Origin of the sequence: Streptomyces aurantiacus (assembly GCF_027107535.1) — a bacterium.
Taxonomy (GTDB): Bacteria; Actinomycetota; Actinomycetes; order Streptomycetales; family Streptomycetaceae; genus Streptomyces.
The window spans coordinates 2932746-2950269 of record NZ_CP114283.1; the positions used below are offsets into that span (position 1 = coordinate 2932746).

At 71.5% G+C, this 17524-nt stretch carries 16 protein-coding genes and 1 riboswitch; of the genes, 11 read left to right on the top strand and 5 right to left on the bottom strand.

Annotated elements, in window-relative coordinates; genetic code table 11:
* Nucleotides 1-33: 33 nt before the first annotated feature.
* Nucleotides 34-753, bottom strand: a complete 720-nt coding sequence (locus O1Q96_RS14720; RefSeq protein ID WP_269248589.1) for a DUF5995 family protein — start codon at nt 751-753, stop codon at nt 34-36.
* A 173-nt stretch (nt 754-926) separates the two neighbouring features.
* On the opposite strand from O1Q96_RS14720, the gene O1Q96_RS14725 reads away from it, so the two are divergent.
* Nucleotides 927-2048, top strand: a complete 1122-nt coding sequence (locus O1Q96_RS14725) for a glycoside hydrolase family 6 protein (RefSeq protein ID WP_269253602.1) — start codon at nt 927-929, stop codon at nt 2046-2048.
* On the opposite strand, the gene O1Q96_RS14730 is transcribed toward O1Q96_RS14725, so the two are convergent.
* Together O1Q96_RS14730 and O1Q96_RS14735 are read right to left on the bottom strand one after the other, a co-directional pair.
* A complete protein-coding gene (locus O1Q96_RS14730; RefSeq protein WP_269248590.1) occupies nt 2030-3490 on the bottom strand; it encodes a uracil-xanthine permease family protein in 1461 nt (486 codons plus the stop codon). The genes O1Q96_RS14725 and O1Q96_RS14730 overlap by 19 nt on opposite strands.
* Nucleotides 3491-3610: 120 nt before the next feature.
* Nucleotides 3611-4825: an MFS transporter gene (locus tag O1Q96_RS14735; protein WP_269248591.1), complete on the bottom strand. Its 1215-nt coding sequence runs from the start codon at nt 4823-4825 to the stop codon at nt 3611-3613.
* A 120-nt stretch (nt 4826-4945) separates the two neighbouring features.
* On the opposite strand from O1Q96_RS14735, the gene O1Q96_RS14740 reads away from it, so the two are divergent.
* The 10 genes from O1Q96_RS14740 (at nt 4946) to O1Q96_RS14785 (ending at nt 14210) form a co-directional block, all read left to right on the top strand.
* The gene (locus O1Q96_RS14740) at nt 4946-6154 is read left to right on the top strand and encodes an ROK family transcriptional regulator (protein ID WP_269248592.1); all 1209 of its coding nucleotides are present in this window, start codon (nt 4946-4948) and stop codon (nt 6152-6154) included.
* Nucleotides 6155-6471: 317 nt separating this feature from the next.
* A riboswitch (FMN riboswitch) is annotated at nt 6472-6602 on the top strand.
* A gap of 151 nt (nt 6603-6753) precedes the next feature.
* Nucleotides 6754-7389: a riboflavin synthase gene (locus O1Q96_RS14745; protein WP_269248593.1), complete on the top strand. Its 636-nt coding sequence runs from the start codon at nt 6754-6756 to the stop codon at nt 7387-7389.
* Nucleotides 7386-8030: a nicotinamide mononucleotide transporter family protein gene (locus O1Q96_RS14750; RefSeq protein WP_269248594.1), complete on the top strand. Its 645-nt coding sequence runs from the start codon at nt 7386-7388 to the stop codon at nt 8028-8030. Before O1Q96_RS14745 ends, O1Q96_RS14750 begins: the two co-directional genes overlap by 4 nt.
* The gene (locus O1Q96_RS14755) at nt 8027-9325 is read left to right on the top strand and encodes a bifunctional 3,4-dihydroxy-2-butanone-4-phosphate synthase/GTP cyclohydrolase II (RefSeq protein ID WP_269248595.1); all 1299 of its coding nucleotides are present in this window, start codon (nt 8027-8029) and stop codon (nt 9323-9325) included. The genes O1Q96_RS14750 and O1Q96_RS14755 overlap by 4 nt, the downstream gene beginning before the upstream one ends.
* Before the next feature lie 20 nt (nt 9326-9345).
* Nucleotides 9346-9831, top strand: a complete 486-nt coding sequence (gene ribH, locus O1Q96_RS14760; RefSeq protein ID WP_217457009.1) for a 6,7-dimethyl-8-ribityllumazine synthase — start codon at nt 9346-9348, stop codon at nt 9829-9831.
* Between the two features lie 34 nt (nt 9832-9865).
* Nucleotides 9866-10138: a phosphoribosyl-ATP diphosphatase gene (locus O1Q96_RS14765; protein WP_031486114.1), complete on the top strand. Its 273-nt coding sequence runs from the start codon at nt 9866-9868 to the stop codon at nt 10136-10138.
* A gap of 65 nt (nt 10139-10203) precedes the next feature.
* Nucleotides 10204-11061 carry an ATP phosphoribosyltransferase gene (gene hisG, locus O1Q96_RS14770; RefSeq protein ID WP_269248596.1) on the top strand — a complete coding sequence of 286 codons (858 nt, stop codon included), beginning with the start codon at nt 10204-10206 and terminating at the stop codon, nt 11059-11061.
* Nucleotides 11062-11075: 14 nt separating this feature from the next.
* Nucleotides 11076-11552, top strand: coding sequence for a PH domain-containing protein (locus O1Q96_RS14775; RefSeq protein ID WP_269248597.1), 477 nt, complete (start codon nt 11076-11078; stop codon nt 11550-11552).
* A gap of 199 nt (nt 11553-11751) precedes the next feature.
* Entirely contained in the window at nt 11752-13110 is a 1359-nt protein-coding gene (locus tag O1Q96_RS14780; protein WP_269248598.1) for a hemolysin family protein, read from the top strand.
* Nucleotides 13107-14210, top strand: coding sequence for a hemolysin family protein (locus tag O1Q96_RS14785; protein ID WP_269248599.1), 1104 nt, complete (start codon nt 13107-13109; stop codon nt 14208-14210). Before O1Q96_RS14780 ends, O1Q96_RS14785 begins: the two co-directional genes overlap by 4 nt.
* Before the next feature lie 109 nt (nt 14211-14319).
* On the opposite strand, the gene O1Q96_RS14790 is transcribed toward O1Q96_RS14785, so the two are convergent.
* Entirely contained in the window at nt 14320-16188 is a 1869-nt protein-coding gene (locus tag O1Q96_RS14790; protein WP_269253603.1) for an AAA family ATPase, read from the bottom strand.
* Nucleotides 16189-16622: 434 nt separating this feature from the next.
* Nucleotides 16623-17297 carry a uridine kinase family protein gene (locus tag O1Q96_RS14795; protein WP_269248600.1) on the bottom strand — a complete coding sequence of 225 codons (675 nt, stop codon included), beginning with the start codon at nt 17295-17297 and terminating at the stop codon, nt 16623-16625.
* Between the last annotated feature and the right edge of the window lie 227 nt (nt 17298-17524).

A 17524-nucleotide genomic window follows, 5' to 3' on the forward strand; every position in this document is an offset into this window, starting at 1 on the left:
GGCACGACCGGCCCCGGCCGGCCGGCGGGCTGATCACCAGGCCGACGGTGGAGCGCTCAGCGGGGTGAGAAGACAGCGACCGACCAGCCCCACCCCCGTGTCGAGGCGCTCGACGAACTCCTCGGACAGGTCGGGGAGTTCGCGCAGCGCCCAGACGGCGCGGGCGGCCGACCAGGCCGCGTCCCGGGCCCGCTCCAGGCTCCAGGCGCCCAGCAGATGGGTCAGCGGGTCGGCGATCTGGAGGAGGTCGGGGCCCGGCATCAGATCCTCGCGGATGCGCTCCTCCAGCGAGACGAGGACGTCGCCCACGCGGTCGAAGTCGTCCTCCAGCTCGTCCGGTTCGCAGCCGAGCGTACGACAGGTGTCCACCACCGCGAGCGCCAGGTCGTGCCCGATGTGCGCATTGATGCCCGCGAGGGCGAACTGCAGCGGACGTACTCCGGGGTGGCCCCTCAGCTGGAACAACGGCCGCCAGCAGGCGGGTGGCCGGCGCTCGTCCGCGACCGCCTCGACGGCCCTCAGATAACGCTCGGCGAAGCGTACGTCCAGGGTGATCGCGGCTTCCACGTCGGTGAAGTGCCCCGATTCCAGGCGCCTGTCGACCTCCTCGGTGACGGCGAGGTACACACGGTTGAAGACCGCGACGCCGTCCCGCTCCGGCCAGCCCGCACCGAGTGCGCGCATCCGGTGCACGACCGCGTCGACGCCGTGCACGCGCGCCGTGTCCTGCCCGAAGCGTTCCAACCGCACCATGGGGGCAGGGTGCCAGGCCTAGGCTGTGCCCAGGGCCGCCGGGCCGAGCGCTTCCCCAGAACGGGGGAACACGCGGGACCCGGCGGAGGGGGGAGCACCACGTGTCAGGCCGACGTGCCGAGCGCCTGGCCGCACGGAGAGCGGAGCGCGGTCGTGCCGCCCGGCGCGGCGCCATGGTGGCGGTGGCCTCCGTCGTCGTCGCGGTGGGCACCGTGACGGGGATGATGTCCGCGCTGGACGACGGCCGCGGGTCCGACGAGGCACGCCCCGACGTGACCAGTTCGCCGCTGCTGCAGCCGCTGCCCGCCGTGCCGACGCCCTCACCCTCGAAGACGTCCGCCTCCCCGTCGCCGTCGCCCTCGCGGTCCAAGGCGCGGCCGAGTCCGAAGCCCTCCAGGTCCGCGTCGACGAAACCGAGGACCGAGCCCGTGTCGGTGCAGCTGTACAGCCATCCCGATTCCCAGGTCCTGGACTGGGTCCGGGCCAACCGCGACGATCCGCGCCGCCCGGTCATCGAGTCCCGGATCGCCGACCGTCCCGCCGCGGTCTGGTTCGCGGACTACACGCCGTCGAACATCACCTCCCGCGTCAGGGCGGTCACCTCGGCCGGCTCGGCGAAGGGCAGCGTCCCCGTCGTCGTCCCGTACGCGATATCGAACCGCGACTGCGGCGGGGCCTCCCAGGGCGGGGCGCCCGACCTCGGCGCGTACGACGGATGGATCCAGAAGTTCGCGGCGGGCCTCGGCTCCGATGAGGTCGTCGTGATCCTGGAGCCAGACGCGATCGCCCAGTCCGACTGCCTCTCCGAAGGCGAACGGTCCGCCCGCTTCGCCTCGCTGGCCCGCGCGGGCCGCGTCCTCAAGGCGGCGAACCCGAAGGCGCGCGTCTACTACGACGCCGGGCACTCCGACTGGAACTCGCCGGAGAAGCAGGCCGGGCTGCTGCGCAGGGCGGGCGCCGCGTCGGCCGCCTCCTCGGACGGGATCTTCAGCAACGTCTCCAACTTCAACCGCACGGGCGACGAGGTCGCGTACGTCCGCCGGACCCTCGACGCGCTCGGCGGTCCCGCGGGCCTGGGCGCCGTCATCGACACCAGCCGCAACGGCAACGGCGCCCCGGCCGACGGCGAGTGGTGCGACCCCTCGGGCCGCAAGCTCGGCCAGGCGCCGACCCTGAAGACCGGAGAGGCACGGATCGACGCCTACCTGTGGGTGAAGCTGCCGGGCGAGTCCGACGGCTGCAAGGGCGCGCCGGGGACGTTCACGCCCGGCTACGCCTATGACTTGGCGCGCTGACCACCCGCCGGACCGGAACCGGAGCCTGGCCCGCTCTCCGACCCGCTCTCCGACCCGCTCTCCGTCCCGGCCTCGGAGCTGTACGAGGACGTGCCCTCGTCGAGCAGCGGTTCCTGCGACGTGAGGTGCGCGGGGGCCATCGCCCGCAGCGCGTGGTAGCCGGTGATGACCACCACGGTGCCGAGTGCGATGCCACTCAGCGAGAAGGTGTCGGTGAACTCCATCGTGACGTTGCCGACGCCGATGATGATGCCCGCCGCGGCCGGCACCAGATTCAGCGGATTGCGCAGGTCCACCCCGGCGTTGAGCCAGATCTGCGCGCCCAGCAGGCCGATCATGCCGTACAGGATGACGGTGATCCCGCCGAGCACGCCGCCCGGAACGGCGGCCACGACCGCGCCGAACTTCGGGCAGAGGCCGAAGAGCAGGGCGAAGCCGGCGGCGGCCCAGTAGGCGGCCGTCGAGTAGACGCGGGTCGCGGCCATGACGCCGATGTTCTCGGAGTACGTCGTGTTGGGCGGGCCGCCCACGGCCGTGGAGAGCATCGAGCCGACACCGTCCGCGGAGATCGCGGTGCCCAGCCTGTCGTCCAGCGAGTCACCGGTCATCTCGCCGACGGCCTTCACATGGCCCGCGTTCTCGGCGACCAGCGCGATGACGACGGGCAGCGCGACGAGGATCGCCGACCACTCGAACGACGGGCCGTGGAAGGCGGGCAGCCCGATCCAGTCGGCTTTCCCCACACCGGAGAGGTCGAGCCGCCAGTGGTCGACGAGCCTGCCGCTCGCGTCGAGCGAGTGGATCCGCCCGAAGACGCGGTCGAAGACCCACGAGATCCCGTACCCGAAGACCAGCCCGAGGAAGATCGCGATCCGTGACCAGAATCCGCGCAGGCACACCACGGCCAGCCCGGTGAACAGCATCACCAGGAGAGCCGTCCACTGGTCCTGCGGCCAGTAGGTGGCGGCGGTGACCGGCGCCAGGTTGAAGCCGATCAGCATGACGACGGCGCCCGTCACGATGGGCGGCATCGCGGCGTGGATGATCCGCGCCCCGAAGCGCTGCACCGCGAGGCCGACCAGGAACAGGGCGACGCCCACGACGAACACGGCACCGGTCACGGTCGCGCTGGTGCCGCCCTGCGCGCGGATCACCGCGGCGACGCCCACGAAGGAGAGCGAACAGCCCAGATAGCTGGGCACCCGGCCGCGGGTCGCGAGCAGGAAGATCACCGTCGCGACACCCGACATCATGATCGCGAGGTTCGGGTCCAGGCCCATCAGGACCGGCGCGACGAAGGACGCCCCGAACATGGCCACCACATGCTGGGCGCCGAGGCCGGCGGTACGGGGCCACGAGAGCCGTTCGTCGGGGCGGACGACCGCCCCAGGAGCGGGCGTTCGCCCGTCACCGTGCAGCTTCCAGCGCACGCCGAGGTCCATGGTGGGTCTTCGCTTTCTCTGTACCGGTGATTCCGTATGTGAAGATCAGCGCCATGCTAGGCCGGAGCCGGAGCCGGAGCCGGAACGGGAGCCGGAGCCGGAACGGGAGCGGGGGACGGTTCAGGTCCTGGGACCGGGGACCTTCGCGTCAGCGGCGGTGACCGCTTCGCCCGTCCGGCGGCCGCTGGCACGCAGGACGCCCGCGAACGCGGCGAGCCCGAAGGCCAGGACGGTCACCAGGACGAACGACGTCACCAGGCTCGTCGCGTCGGCGACGGTACCGATCGCGGAGGGCGCGATCAGGCCCGAGGTGTACGTGATGGTGGCGACGCCCGCGATGGCCTGGGCCGGGTTGGGGCCGCTGCGACCGGCCGCGGCGAAGCAGAGCGGCACGACCACGGCGATACCGAGGCCCAGCAGCGCGAAGCCGGTCATGGCCACGGCGGCGTTGTCCGCCGCGACGACGAGCACGCCGCCGAGGGTGGCGAGCACGCCGCTGACCCGGACGGTGCGGACCGGGCCGAACCTGTCCACCACCGCGTCACCGGCGAACCGCGCGAGGGCCATGGTGAGCGTGAATCCGGTCGTGGACGCGGCGGCGAGTCCCGCGGAACTGCCGAGGACGTCCCGCAGATAGACGGCCGACCAGTCCAGGCTCGCGCCCTCCGCGAACACCGCGCAGAAGCCGATCGCGCCGATGAGCAGGGCCGACCTCGGAGGCAGCGCGAAGCGCGGGGGCGGTTCCTCGTCCTCGGTGGCGCGCAGGTCCAGTACGCCCTGGCAGGCGGCCAGGCCGACGAGGGTGAGTGTCACCGCCGCGAGCGCGTGGTGCAGCCGGGCGTCCGAGCCCAGGTGCGCGGCGAGCGTGCCGGCGGCTGAGCCGATCAGGGCGCCCGCGCTCCACATGCCGTGCAGCCCGGACATGATCGACTTGTCCAGCCGGTTCTCCACCTCGACACCCAGGGCGTTCATCGCCACGTCCGCCATGCCCGCCGTCGCGCCGTAGACGAACAGGGCCAGACACAGGGTGAGCAGGTTCGGCGCGAGTGACGGCAGTACGAGCGCGAGTGTCCACAGCGCCATGAGCCCGCGCAGGGCGGTGCGGGCGCCGAAGCGGTGGCTGACGCTGCCCGCGAGCGGCATCGCCACGGACGCGCCGATCGCGGGGAAGGCGAGCGCGAGGCCGAGCTGACCCGCGCTCACCGACGCGTGGTCCTGGATCCACGGAACGCGCGTCGCGAACGAACCGGCGACGGCCCCGTGCACGGCGAACACCGCCGAGACGGCGTACCGGGAGCGCTTCACGTCGCGCTCCTCGTAGACCACTGCGCTCATGCTTCTGGCCCCTCCCTGCCCTCTTTCCCTCTCCGCCGTAAACTATCAGGCAGCCTGCCTGATAGATAGACGACATTGGGCCCCGCCGCCCGGGCGCCCCTGATCTGGAAGGATCCCGGCATGCCCGCATCTCCGAGCACCGCCCGGGCCATCAACGACCGGCTCGCCCTGCGTCTTCTCCAGCAGGAAGGCCCTTTGACGGCAGGCCAGTTGAAGCAGCTCACCGGCCTGTCCCGGCCCTCGGTCGCCGACCTCGTGGAACGGCTCGCCGCCGCCGGCCTGGTCGGCGTGGTGGGGGAGTCGGGCGAGCAGCGGCGCGGCCCGAACGCCCGGCTGTACGGCATCGTCGCCGACCGGGCGCACCTGGCGGCCCTCGACGTCCGCACCGAGGGCGTGGCCGTGGTCGTCGCGGATCTGCTGGGCTCGGTGCTGGCCGAGGCGTCGGTGCCGATCGCGTACGAGACGGACACCGGGCCCGCCGTCGAGCAGGCGGTCGCGCTGGTCGAACGCACGGCCAAGGAGGCCGGCGTCGAGCGGCTGCACACCATCGGCATCGGTGCCCCCGGCCTGATCGACCCCGCCACGGGTGAACTCCGCGACTCCTCCGGACTGCCCGAATGGCACCGGCGGCTCGCCGCCGTCCTCCAGGAGCGGCTTTCGGCCCGCGTCCTCGTCGAGAACGAGACCAACCTGGCGGCCCTGGCCGAGCAGCGCGACGGGGCCGCCCGTGACCGCGACACCTTCGTGCTGCTCTGGCTCGGCCACGGCATCGGTGCCGCCGTGGTCCTCGACGGTGTGCTGCGCCGGGGCGCCTCGGGCGGCACCGGCGAGATCGGCTTCCTGCCGGTGCCGGGTACGGACGGCCTGCCGTCCGCGACGGGCTGCGACGGCGGCTTCCACTCCCTGGCGGGCGCCGCCGCGATCGCCGAACTGGCGCGCCGGTACGGCGTCGTGGCGGCCGTCGCGTCCCATGAACCGCATGCGGCGTCACTGGTGCGGGAGGCGGTGTCGCGGGCCCCCGGCCCGGTCGCCGGACCGTTGTCCGACGCCGCCTCGGGATTCCTCGACGTGCTCGCCGACCGCGTCACCCTCGGCGCCGCGTCGGTGATCGCCGTGCTGGATCCCGGATGCGTGGTCCTCGCGGGGGAGATCGGGCGGGCCGGCGGCGAGGTGCTCGCCGCCCGGGTGCGGGACCGGCTCGGCCGGATGTCGCCGCTGCCCACGGAGGTGCGGGCCGGCGCCCTGGGCGGCGGCGCCGTCCTGCGCGGGGCGCTGCTGATGGCGCGTGACGGGGCCCAGGACGAGCTGTTCGCGCCTCCGGAGAGGTGACCTGGGCGGGACCTGCCCGCGCCCGTTTCCGGAACGGAGACCCGGCGGCGGGGCAAGGGCCTCCGTCACCGCCGCCGGGTCGATCTGGGGCGGGCCGGCGAACGCGGACCCGAAGAGGCGTCGGTGAACGCAGACCCTAGAGAGGACTAGACCACTCCGTCAATAGGTATGGACCAGTACCAAGACGCCTCGTTCGCGGGGAACTTGACGCGTCACGAGTGTCCCGTGAAGTCCATCGGTACACCTTGTGAGCCACCCCACAGCATTCACCCGCATGGGCGTCGATCAGGCGTGGCACACTGAGTCTGTACCAGAAGCAGCGCACTCCGGGGTCGGTGAAAGTCCGAACCGGCGGTTACAGTCCGCGACCCGGTCGCTTCCAGCGGCCGGTTGACCAGGTGAAATTCCTGGACCGACGGTTAAAGTCCGGATGGGAGGCAGTGCGCGGCGGGCGGGCATTCGTGCGCGCCGCCGTCTGTTTCGACGTGTCCCACGGGCACGTCCTACGCGGCGTCGCCCCCGGTGTCCTCGTCCGCTCACAGCTGTCGTCATCGACAGGCCCCGGAGTCCGTGCCCTATGAGGCAGGAGGACCCGGGAAGTGTTCACCGGAATCGTCGAAGAGCTGGGTGAAGTCACCGCCGTCGAGAACCTCGGCGACGCCTCCCGTTTCCGGCTCCGTGGCCCCGTGGTCACCGAAGGTGCACGTCACGGGGACTCCATCGCCGTCAACGGCGTCTGTCTGACGGTCGTCGACCACGAGGACGGCGAGTTCACCGCCGACGTGATGGCGGAGACCCTGAACCGCTCCAGTCTCGGCGTCCTCACCGTCGGCTCCCGCGTCAACCTCGAACGGCCCATGGCCGTGGGTGAGCGCCTCGGCGGGCACATCGTGCAGGGCCATGTGGACGGCACGGGCGAGGTCGTCGAGCGCAAGCCGTCCGAGCACTGGGAGATCGTGAAGATCTCGCTGCCCGCGGACCTCTCGCGCTACGTCGTCGAGAAGGGCTCCATCACCGTCGACGGCATCAGCCTGACCGTCGTCGACGCCGGGCCCGACTTCTTCACCGTCAGCCTCATCCCGACCACCCTCGACCTCACCACGCTGGGCCGCAAGCAGCCCGGCGACCCGGTCAACCTCGAGGTCGACGTGATCGCCAAGTACGTCGAGCGCCTGCTCGGCCCGCGGGGACAGCAGCCGGCCGGCCTGCCCGGCATTCAGGGAGCGACCTCGTGAACTGGCTGAACTCAGAGGCGTTCACGCTCTTCGGCCAGCACATCAAGTGGGCCGACATGATCGGCAACGTGATCGGGCTGCTCGGCCTCGCCCTCGGCTGGCGCCGCTCCATCTGGACCTGGCCCGTCCAGTTCCTGTCCGGCGCCATCCTCCTCGCGGCCTTCGCCACCGCACACCTCTCGGGCAGCGCGGGCAAGCAGCTGGTCGTCATGGCCGTCGCGGTGTGGGGCTACTGGCAGTGGAACCGCGGCCGGGGCACCGCCCAGGACGGCTCCATCGCCGTCCGGTTCGCCACCTGGCGCGAGCGCGGATACCTGCTCGGAGGCGCCGCCGTCGGCACCCTCGCGGTCGGGAGCCTCTTCACGGCGTACCCGTCGCTCTCCTGGGACCCCTGGCCCGACGCGTACATCTTCGTCGGCACGATCGTCGCGATGTACGCCCAGGCGCGCGGCATGGTCGAGTTCTGGTTCGCCTGGCTGCTCGTCGACCTCGTGGGCGTGCCGCTCAACTTCGCCAACGGCTTCGCCTTCTCCGGCTTCGTCTACATCATCTACGGCGCGCTCGTCCTGTGGGGCATGCGCGACTGGTGGCTGCGCTCCCGCAAGGCCGGGCAGCCCTCCCTGGAAGGAGTCCCGGCATGACAAGCGCACCTGTCTGGTACAGCACCGGGCATGATCAGGACACCTCGGACTTCGCTCTCGACCCGGTCGAGAAGGCCGTCGCGGACATCGCCGCGGGCCGCCCGGTCGTGGTCGTCGACGACGAGGACCGGGAGAACGAGGGCGACCTCGTCATCGCCGCCGAGAAGGCGACCCCCGAGATCATCGCCTTCATGATGAGCGAGTGCCGCGGTCTGATCTGCGCGCCCATGGAAGGCGACGAACTCGACCGCCTCCAGCTCCCGCAGATGGTCGAGAACAACACCGAGTCGATGCGTACCGCCTTCACGGTCTCCGTCGACGCGGGCCCCGCCCACGGCGTGACCACCGGCATCTCCGCCGCCGACCGCGCCACCACGCTCCAGCTCCTCGCCGGCGGACAGGCCGCGGCGACCGACTTCGTCCGCCCCGGCCACATCTTCCCGCTGCGCGCCAAGCCCGGCGGCGTGCTCGTCCGCAACGGCCACACCGAGGCCGCCGTCGACCTCGCCCGGCTCGCGGGCCTGCGGCCGGCCGGCGCCATCGTGGAGATCGCCGGCGAGGACGGGCGGATGCTGCGCCTGCCCGAGCTGATCCCGTTCGCCCGCAAGCACGGGCTGACGATCATCTCCATCGAGGACCTGATCGCCTACCGCCGCACCGCCGAGCCCACGGTCCGGCGCGAGGCCAAAACCCATCTGCCCACCGCCTTCGGCGAGTTCACGGCCTACGGCTACCGCTCCACCGTCGACGGTGTCGAGCACGTCGCACTCGTCCACGGCGAGATCGGCGACGGCGACGACGTCCTCGTGCGCGTCCACTCCGAATGCCTCACCGGCGACGTCTTCCACTCGCTGCGCTGCGACTGCGGCCCCCAGCTCGAAGCCTCCCTGCAGCGCATCCAGGCGGAGGGACGCGGCGTCGTCGTCTACCTCCGCGGTCACGAGGGACGCGGCATCGGGCTCCTGTCCAAGCTGCGCGCGTACGAGCTCCAGGAGCGCGGCCGCGACACCCTCGACGCCAACCTCGAACTCGGCCTGCCCGCCGACGCCCGCGACTACGCTGCCGGCGCGCAGATCCTGGAGGACCTCGGCGTCCGCAGCCTGCGGCTGATGACCAACAACCCCGACAAGACCGACGCGCTCGTCCGCCACGGCCTCAAGGTCACCGACCGCGAGCCGATGCCCGTACAGGCGGGCGAGCACAACCTCCACTACCTGCGCACCAAGCGGGACCGGATGGGGCACGACCTGCCCTGGCTGGACACGACCACCGTGTCCGCCTGCGGCAACCAGTAACTCAGAGCACGAGGAGACACGTGAGCGGCAAGGGCGCACCCGAACTGTCCGTACGCAACTGCGGTGACCTGCGGGTCGCCGTCATCGCGGCACAGTGGCACACGAAGGTGATGGACGGACTCGTCGACGGCGCCCTGCGCGCCCTGCACGAGCTGGGAATCGACGAGCCGACCCTCCTGCGGGTCCCCGGCAGCTTCGAACTGCCGGTCGTCGCGAAGGTCCTCGCGGGCCGCGGCTACGACGCGATCGTCGCGCTCGGCGTCGTCATCCGCGGCGGCACACCCCACTTCGAGTACGTGTGCCAGGGCGTCACCCAGGGCCTCACCCAGGTCTCCATCGACACCGGGGTCCCCATCGGCTTCGGCGTGCTGACCTGTGACACCGAGGAACAGGCCCTGGACCGCGCGGGCATCGAGGGCTCGAACGAGGACAAGGGGCACGAGGCGGTGACGGCGGCCGTGGCGACCGCGGCCACCCTCCGCTCAGTATCCGAACCCTGGCGCTGACGCGGGCCGCCGAGCGCGTAGGGTGAGGACCACCATGTCCAAGAAGACTTTCGAGGAGCTCTTCACCGAGCTCCAGCACAAGGCAGCCAACGGCGACCCCGCCACCTCCCGCACCGCGGAGCTGGTCGGCAAGGGGGTCCATGCCATCGGCAAGAAGGTCGTCGAAGAGGCCGCCGAGGTCTGGATGGCCGCAGAGTACGAGGGCAAGGAAGCAGCCGCCGAGGAGATCTCGCAACTGCTCTACCACGTCCAGGTGATGATGGTCGCCCGCGGCATCTCCCTGGACGACGTGTACGCCCACCTCTGAGCCTCATCGGCACCGAGCCCCTCGCCCCGACTCCCGCACCCGCACGAACGAAGGAAGCCGACCTCATGCTGCGCATCGCCGTCCCCAACAAGGGTTCCCTGTCAGGCCCCGCGGGGGAGATGCTGCATGAGGCCGGCTACCAGCAGCGCCGGGAGGCCAAGGAGCTCAGGATCGTCGACCCGGAGAACGAGGTCGAGTTCTTCTACCTCCGCCCCCGCGACATCGCGATCTACGTCTCCTCGGGCCGCCTCGACATCGGCATCACCGGCCGCGACCTGCTCATCGACTCCGCGGCCGACGCCGAGGAGATCCTGCCGCTCGGCTTCGCCCGCTCCACCTTCCGCTTCGCCACCAAGCCCGGCACGGCCGGGAGCGTCGAGGACCTGGCCGGCAAGACCGTCGCCACCTCGTACGAGGGCATCGTCGACAAGTACCTCGCCGACAAGGGCGTCGACGCGTCCGTCGTGCACCTCGACGGCGCCGTCGAGACGGCCATCGAGCTCGGCGTCGCCGAGGTCATCGCGGACGTCGTCGAGACCGGCACCTCGCTGCGCAACGCGGGCCTCGAAGTCTTCGGCGAGCCGATCATGAAGTCCGAGGCCGTCGTCATCCGCCGCACCGGCGCGGAGACCACCGAGGAGACAGAGCCCAAGGTCCAGCAGTTCCTGCGCCGCCTCCAGGGCGTCCTCGTCGCACGGACCTACGTGATGATGGACTACGACTGCCGCGTCGAGCAGCTGGAGAAGGCCGTCGCCCTCACCCCCGGCCTGGAGTCGCCGACCGTCTCGCCGCTCCACAACGAGGGCTGGGTCGCCGTGCGCGCCATGGTCCCGAGCAAGGAAGCCCAGCGGATCATGGACGACCTGTACGACATCGGCGCGCGGGCCATCCTGACCACGGCCATCCACGCCTGCCGCCTCTGAGGAACACCTTCGCCATGTCGGACGCACCAGAGCTGCCCGCTCTCCCCGTCACCTTCCGGCCGGGCCGTACCCGTGCCGTGCTGCTGACCGCCGGTGCCGCGATCTTCGTGGTCATCACCACCGTCGCGCTGCTGCTCGAGAAGCTCGGCCCGGGGGAGCGGCTCAGTTTCGTCTTCACCGCCGCCATGCTCTTCGGCGTACTCGCGCTGCTGTCACGGCCGAAAGTCGTCGCCGACGAATCCGGGGTCACCGTCGTCAACATCGCCAGCCGGCGGCGGCTGGCCTGGGCGGAGATCCTGCAGGTCAACCTGCGCCCGGGGGACCCCTGGGTCTTCCTGAACCTCAGCGACGGCACCAGCCTGCCCGCGCTCGGCATCCAGCCGGGCATCGCCAAGCAGCGCGCGATCAGCGACGCCCGTACGCTGCGCGCCCTCGCCGAGGCCCGCTCGCCCGGCGACGGCGACGGGCAGCACGACGAACATCACGGCTGACTCCCGGCCTTCCACCCTGCCGTACGGGGCACTGTCTTGATTAACCTGTTGGCGGAGGCGTTTTCGTTGCGCCTCCGCCGCTGACCTTCCACCCGGAACTCAGCGGCCCCCTGCTATTCGAGGAGTGACTCCCTCCAGCGATGGACGGATCGTCCTGTAGTACCTGCGCCGCCCCCTCCCGGCATATCGAGGCGGCGGCATGACCATCCCCCTGCTGCTCCTCGGGGCGGCATTTCTCCTGATCCTCGCCAACGGTTTCTTCGTGGCGGCCGAATTCGGCCTCGTCACGGTGGAGCGCCCCGAAGCCGAGAAGGCCGCGGCCGAGGGCGACCGACGGGCCCGTACGGTCGTCAACTCGCTCAAGGAGCTGTCCTTCCAGCTCTCCGGCACCCAGCTCGGCATCACCATCACCTCACTGGTGGTCGGCATGCTCGCCGAACCGGCGCTGGCCGCGCTGCTGAACGGACCGATCACCGCGGTCGGCATCCCGGGCGGAGCCGTGTCCGGCGTCGCCGTGGTCGTCGGCATGCTGCTCGCCTCGGCCGTGCAGATGGTGATCGGCGAACTCGTACCCAAGAACTGGGCGGTGTCCAAGCCCATGCAGGTCGCGCGGTTCGTCGCGGGCCCGCAGCACGCCTTCTCGACCGTGTTCCGGCCGGTGATCTCGGGGCTGAACTCCGTCGCCAACCGGCTCGTCCGCACGCTGGGTGTCGAGCCCACCGCGGAACTGGCCTCCGCCCGCACCCCCGGCGAGCTCGTCTCCCTGGCCCGGCACTCGGCCCGGGCCGGCACCCTGGAGCAGGACACCGCGGACCTGTTCGTCCGTACGCTCTCGCTGGCCGACCTCACCGCACAGCACGTCATGACCCCGCGGGTGAGGGTCAGCGCCCTCCAGTCCTCCGCGACCGCAGAGGACGTCGTCAACCTCACCCGCGCCACCGGCCTCTCCCGCTTCCCCGTCTACCGGGAGCGGATCGACGAGATCGTCGGCATGGCGCATCTGAAGGACGCCCTCGCCGTGCCCTCGCGCGACCGGCTGCGCACGCCCGTCACCAGGATCGCCCAGGCCCCGCTGCTCGTCCCGGAGACGCTGCCCGTGCAGCCGCTCCTGGAACGCCTGCGCAACGAGCAGCCCATCGCCGTCGTCGTCGACGAGTACGGCGGCACCGCCGGGGTCGTCACCCTGGAGGACATCGTCGAGGAACTCGTCGGCGAGGTCCACGACGAGCACGACGACGTGCTCAACGAACCGCCCGAGCTCGCCGCGGCGCCGGCCGAGGACGGCCGGCCCGCCTGGGACGCCGACGGCAGCTGCCGCGTCGACATCCTCCAGCGCATCGGCCTGGACGTCCCCGAGGGCCCGTACGAGACGGTCGCCGGCCTCGTCGCCGATCTGCTCGGCCGGATCCCCGCTCCCGGCGACAGGGCCGAACTGCCGGGCTGGCGTCTTTCGGTGCGCCAGGTCGGGCACTACCGGGCCGAGCGGGTCCGGCTCGTCAGGATCGCCGACGCCGGGTCCCTCTCCGCTCCCGTCCCCGCGGTGGAGGCCGTCCGATGAGCGTGCTCCAACTCCTGTTCGCCGGTCTGCTCGTGCTCGCCAACGGATTCTTCGTCGGCGCCGAGTTCGCCCTGGTCTCCGTCCGGCGCAGCCAGATCGAACCGCTCGGCACCGCACGGGCCCGGCAGGTCATGTACGGCCTGGAGAACCTGCCGCAGATGATGGCCGCCGCGCAGTTCGGCATCACCGTCTGCTCGCTGACACTCGGCGCGGTCGCCGAACCCACCGTGGCGCACCTCCTGGAGCCGGTCTTCCACGCCGTGCACCTTCCGGAGGGCATGATCCACCCGCTCGGGTACGTCATAGCCCTCGCCGCGGTCGTCTTCCTCCACCTGGTGGTCGGCGAGATGCTGCCGAAGAACCTGGCGATGGCCGCCCCCGAGAAGACCGCGCTGTGGCTCAGCCCCGGCCTGGTCGCCTTCGCCCGGCTGTGCAAGCCGGTCACCGTGGGCCTCGGCGCCTGCGCCCGCGTCATCCTGAGGCTCTTCCACGTCGAGCCCAGGGACGAGGTCGAGGCGGTCTTCACCAGTGAGCAGCTCAACCGGCTCGTCGAGGACGCCGGCCAGGCCGGTTTTCTCGACCCGGGGGAGCAGGAGCGCCTGGAGGACGCCCTGGAGCTGGGCTCCCGCCCGGTCACGGACGTGCTCCTGGACCGCGAGTCGCTGGTGAGCGTGGGCCCCTCGGTCACCCCGGGGCAGGTCGTCGCGCTCACCGCCCGCACCGGGTACTCGCGTTTCCCGGTGGTCGCGGAGAACGGCGCCTTCATGGGCTATCTGCACGTGAAGGACGTCCTCGATCTGGAGGAGTCCGAGCGGGCCGTACCGCAGCAGGTCTGGCGCCCGATGACCACCCTCAGCGCCGAGCTTCCGCTGGACGACGCCCTGACGGTGATGCGCCGAGCGGCGACGCATCTCGCGCAGGTCGCCGACGCGTCCGGGCGGGTGCTCGGCCTGGTCGCCCTGGAGGACGTGCTGGAGCTGTTGGTGGGCGAGGTCCGCGACCCCGCCCACCGACAGGCTCCGGCGACACGGGTGGGCGAGCCGCGCAAGGAGACTCCGGGCCCGGCCCCGGAGGCGGCGGAGCAGGCGCTGGCCAGCTGACGCACACCTCCCCGCGCCCCCGTTCTCAGGGGCGCGGGGACGTGTGCGGCAAGCCGCGGCGGATCCACGGCCGCGGGACGTCACAGGACGTCCCGGCCAGTGAGCGCCCCTACACGCCTGAGGGATCCTGGGGCCCCCGCCCCGACAGCACCTCTCCGTACGCCTGCATCAGATCGGCCAGCCGCAGCGTCGACAGATCGTCACGGCTCAGGCTGCCCGGGTAGCCCGACAGCCGCAGATCGCGGTAGGCGCAGCTCTTCTCGTAGAGCGTGCGCAGGAACCGTCCGTTGCCGAGCTCGTCGATCCAGCCCTGGTCCACCACGTGCCCGCTGATGGAGCGCAGCTCGTCGAGAGCCTCCTCGTCCCACACGTCGCCGTTCTCGGCGGCCAGCACCTCTCCGATGGAGGTGAGTTCGAGCGGGCGGTACGAGGGGAAGTCGACGCGGGTCGTGAAGCGGGACGAGAGACCGGGGTTGGCGGCCAGCAGGCGGTCCATGCCCTCCGGATAGCCGGCCAGTATGACCACCAGGTGGTCGCGGTTGTCCTCGGCGCGCTTCAGCAGGACCTGGAGGGCCTCGTCCCCGTACGCGTCGCCCTTGCCGTAGCCCGAGTTGGAGAGCGAGTAGGCCTCGTCGACGAACAGCACACCGCCGATCGCGGAGTCGATCAGTTCATTGGCCTTCACGGCGGTCTGGCCGAGGTACTCGCCGACCAGGTCGGCGCGCTGGGCCTCGACGAGGTGGTCGCCGCCGAGCAGGCCGAGCGCGTAGAAGACCCGGCCGAGAATGCGGGCCACGGTGGTCTTGCCGGTGCCGGAGGGCCCGGAGAACACGAAATGCCGCTTCGGAGGCTGGACCGGCAGGCCCTGACCGGCGCGCAACCGGGCCATGTTCAGCTGTGCCGAGAGCGCCTTCACCTGGCGTTTCACCGGTTCGAGACCGACCATGCGCTCCAGTTCGGAGAGCGCCTCCTCGAGCAGCGCGGGGTCGGTGGGACCGGTCGGCAGATGCGGTGGCAGCACCGGCACGATGGCCTTCTCACGGACCCGGTCCGACTGGGAGGGCAGCCCACCGGTCGGCGGCAGCTCGGGCTCCGACAGCTTCAGGTCACGGCCCTCGGCGCCGAACAGCGGTTCCACGCCGTCGGGGCCGTCCAGCATGTCCTGCCCGGCCCCGGTCAGCGTGATCCCCGCGAGGTCGGCCGTGTCGTCGTACCCGTCGCCCTCGGAGATCGCGGCGAGCCGGGCCGAGGTGTCCATGAACGCCGGGTCGACCCGGTGCACCGCCCGGTAGAGGGGGAGAGCCGCGGCCGAGCGACCCGTGCCCTCGTGCGCCCGCGCCAGCCAGTACCGCAGCTCCTTGCGCTGGGGCTGCTCGCTGCGGCAGCGCATCAGCGCGGACGACAGCAGCGGCTCGGCCTGTCCGAACATCTCCAGGCGCACGCGGGCCATGCCGCCGAACAGGCCGGCCTCGATGCCCAGCATCGGATCGTCGATCAGCGGATCCGTGTGCCGGACCAGCTGCTCCCAGTCCTTGACGAGATAGGCCCGGCAGGCGTGCAGGAACCGGACCTGCGGATCCGTGTCCACCGGGGGCAGACTCGCCAACGCCCGGTCCAGCTCCGGGACATGACGTCCGTCGAGCCAGTGCGAGGAGTGCGCGAGCAGCAGGTCGCGCGGCGATTCCAGGACCGGCTGCACCCACCAGCCCAGCCAGTACCAGGAGTTGAGCGTGCGCCGGTGGCGGGTGCGCTGCTCCCCGAAGCGGTCGCGGTGCCGGAACATCCGCAGCAGCGCGGTCGTCGTGTCGATGCGCAGCGCGTGCAGCCCCAGCCAGCCGTCCGCCATCCCCGGATCCATCCTGACCGCGGCGCGGAACTCCTCCTCCGCCTGCGGATAGGCCCCCATCGTGTAGGCATCCACACCCCGCAGCCAGGCGAGGTCGGCCGGGGCCTCGGGGCCCTGCATGCCGAAGTCCATCACGTCCCCCACAAACCGTGCCCCCGTTGATCGCCGGGCGGGCCGGTGCCCGTCGGCAGTCTTCGTCGAACCGCTGTGCCGCGGACGGGAGTTGCGCGTGGTGCGGAGAGCAGCCGTCCGAAGGTCGCACCAAGAGGCATCGTACCTGCGGGGGAGCGCCGGGCCGAAGGGTGCCGCACGACGGGTTCTTCGAGGTGGGAGCGGACGGGGCGCCCTCAGGGTGGTCACTGAGCGTGAACGAATTGCGCCTCGGAGCGTCCGAAAAGGGCCTGAAGGCAGAACGAAGCCCCCGATCACGGGGGAACAACCGGGGGCTTCGCGTCTGCGGGGCGTCCTCGAAAGGCCGCTCATTGAGAACGTAAGACCTGTACGGCCCCTCGGTCAAGCCGAGTTGGAGGACTCAGGCAACTTCTCGGACAGGGGTCTTCACGAGTTCAGCACACAGACGCAGGGCCGTCACGGTCAGTGACGGCCAGTGCCCTCACCGACGTCTCTGCAGGTCCCGGGAGCACCTCGTATCCATCTGAACACTGCCGTACCAGCAGGTCGGCGAACGGCTCCGAAGGGTCCTCGGCGAAGTGCCGGCGCTCGGCAGGGACCCACCCCGCCCAGAAGTCGCTCTGTGCCGAACCGTCCCGCCGGCGCCCGCGCGCCCAGGCGTCCTCATGGGGCAGTTCCATCCACAGCAGCCCCGCCAGATGCGGCCGCAGCGCGCGGCGGCCCGCGCCCACCCCCTCGACGAGGATCACGGGCGCGGGCGGCAGGGCGCGGCCCGGCCCGAAGTCGCGCAGCTGCCAGTCGTACGGGCGGTAGTGCGCCGTCTCGCCGCGGCCCAGTGGCCCGACGACCTCCCGGAGCAGCCGTCCGGTCCACGCGAAGAGCTCCTCGTGCGTGGCGATGTCGTCGAGGTGCAGTACGGGGGCGCCGCCCAGCACTCCGGCCAGACGGTCCGCGAACGTGGTCTTGCCGGAGCCCGCGTGGCCGTCCACGCCGACCAGCCGGACCGGGCCGCAGGAGGGTGGCAGCCGGTGCAGCAGAGGGGCGAGGGCGTGGAGGCGGATGAGGGGTCCCTGGGGGCGGAGGGGTGTGTACGTGTTCCGGAGGAACACCCTACCGAGTCTGGTAGGGGGTGAATGGGAGGAAGGTTCCGGTCCTGTGCCGGGGGTGCGCGGGGCCTCGCGCGGTGGCCGCGGGCGGCCCGGAGCGTGCCAGTGGTCGTGACCAATATTGGTCGGCGCCGCGACGCTTCAAGTGCTGGCAGAAGCGCTGATCGCGTTCCATAGTGGGCGCACGCCCGCGCACAGGCCGAGCCCGTTCCGTACACCCAGGGGGTCTT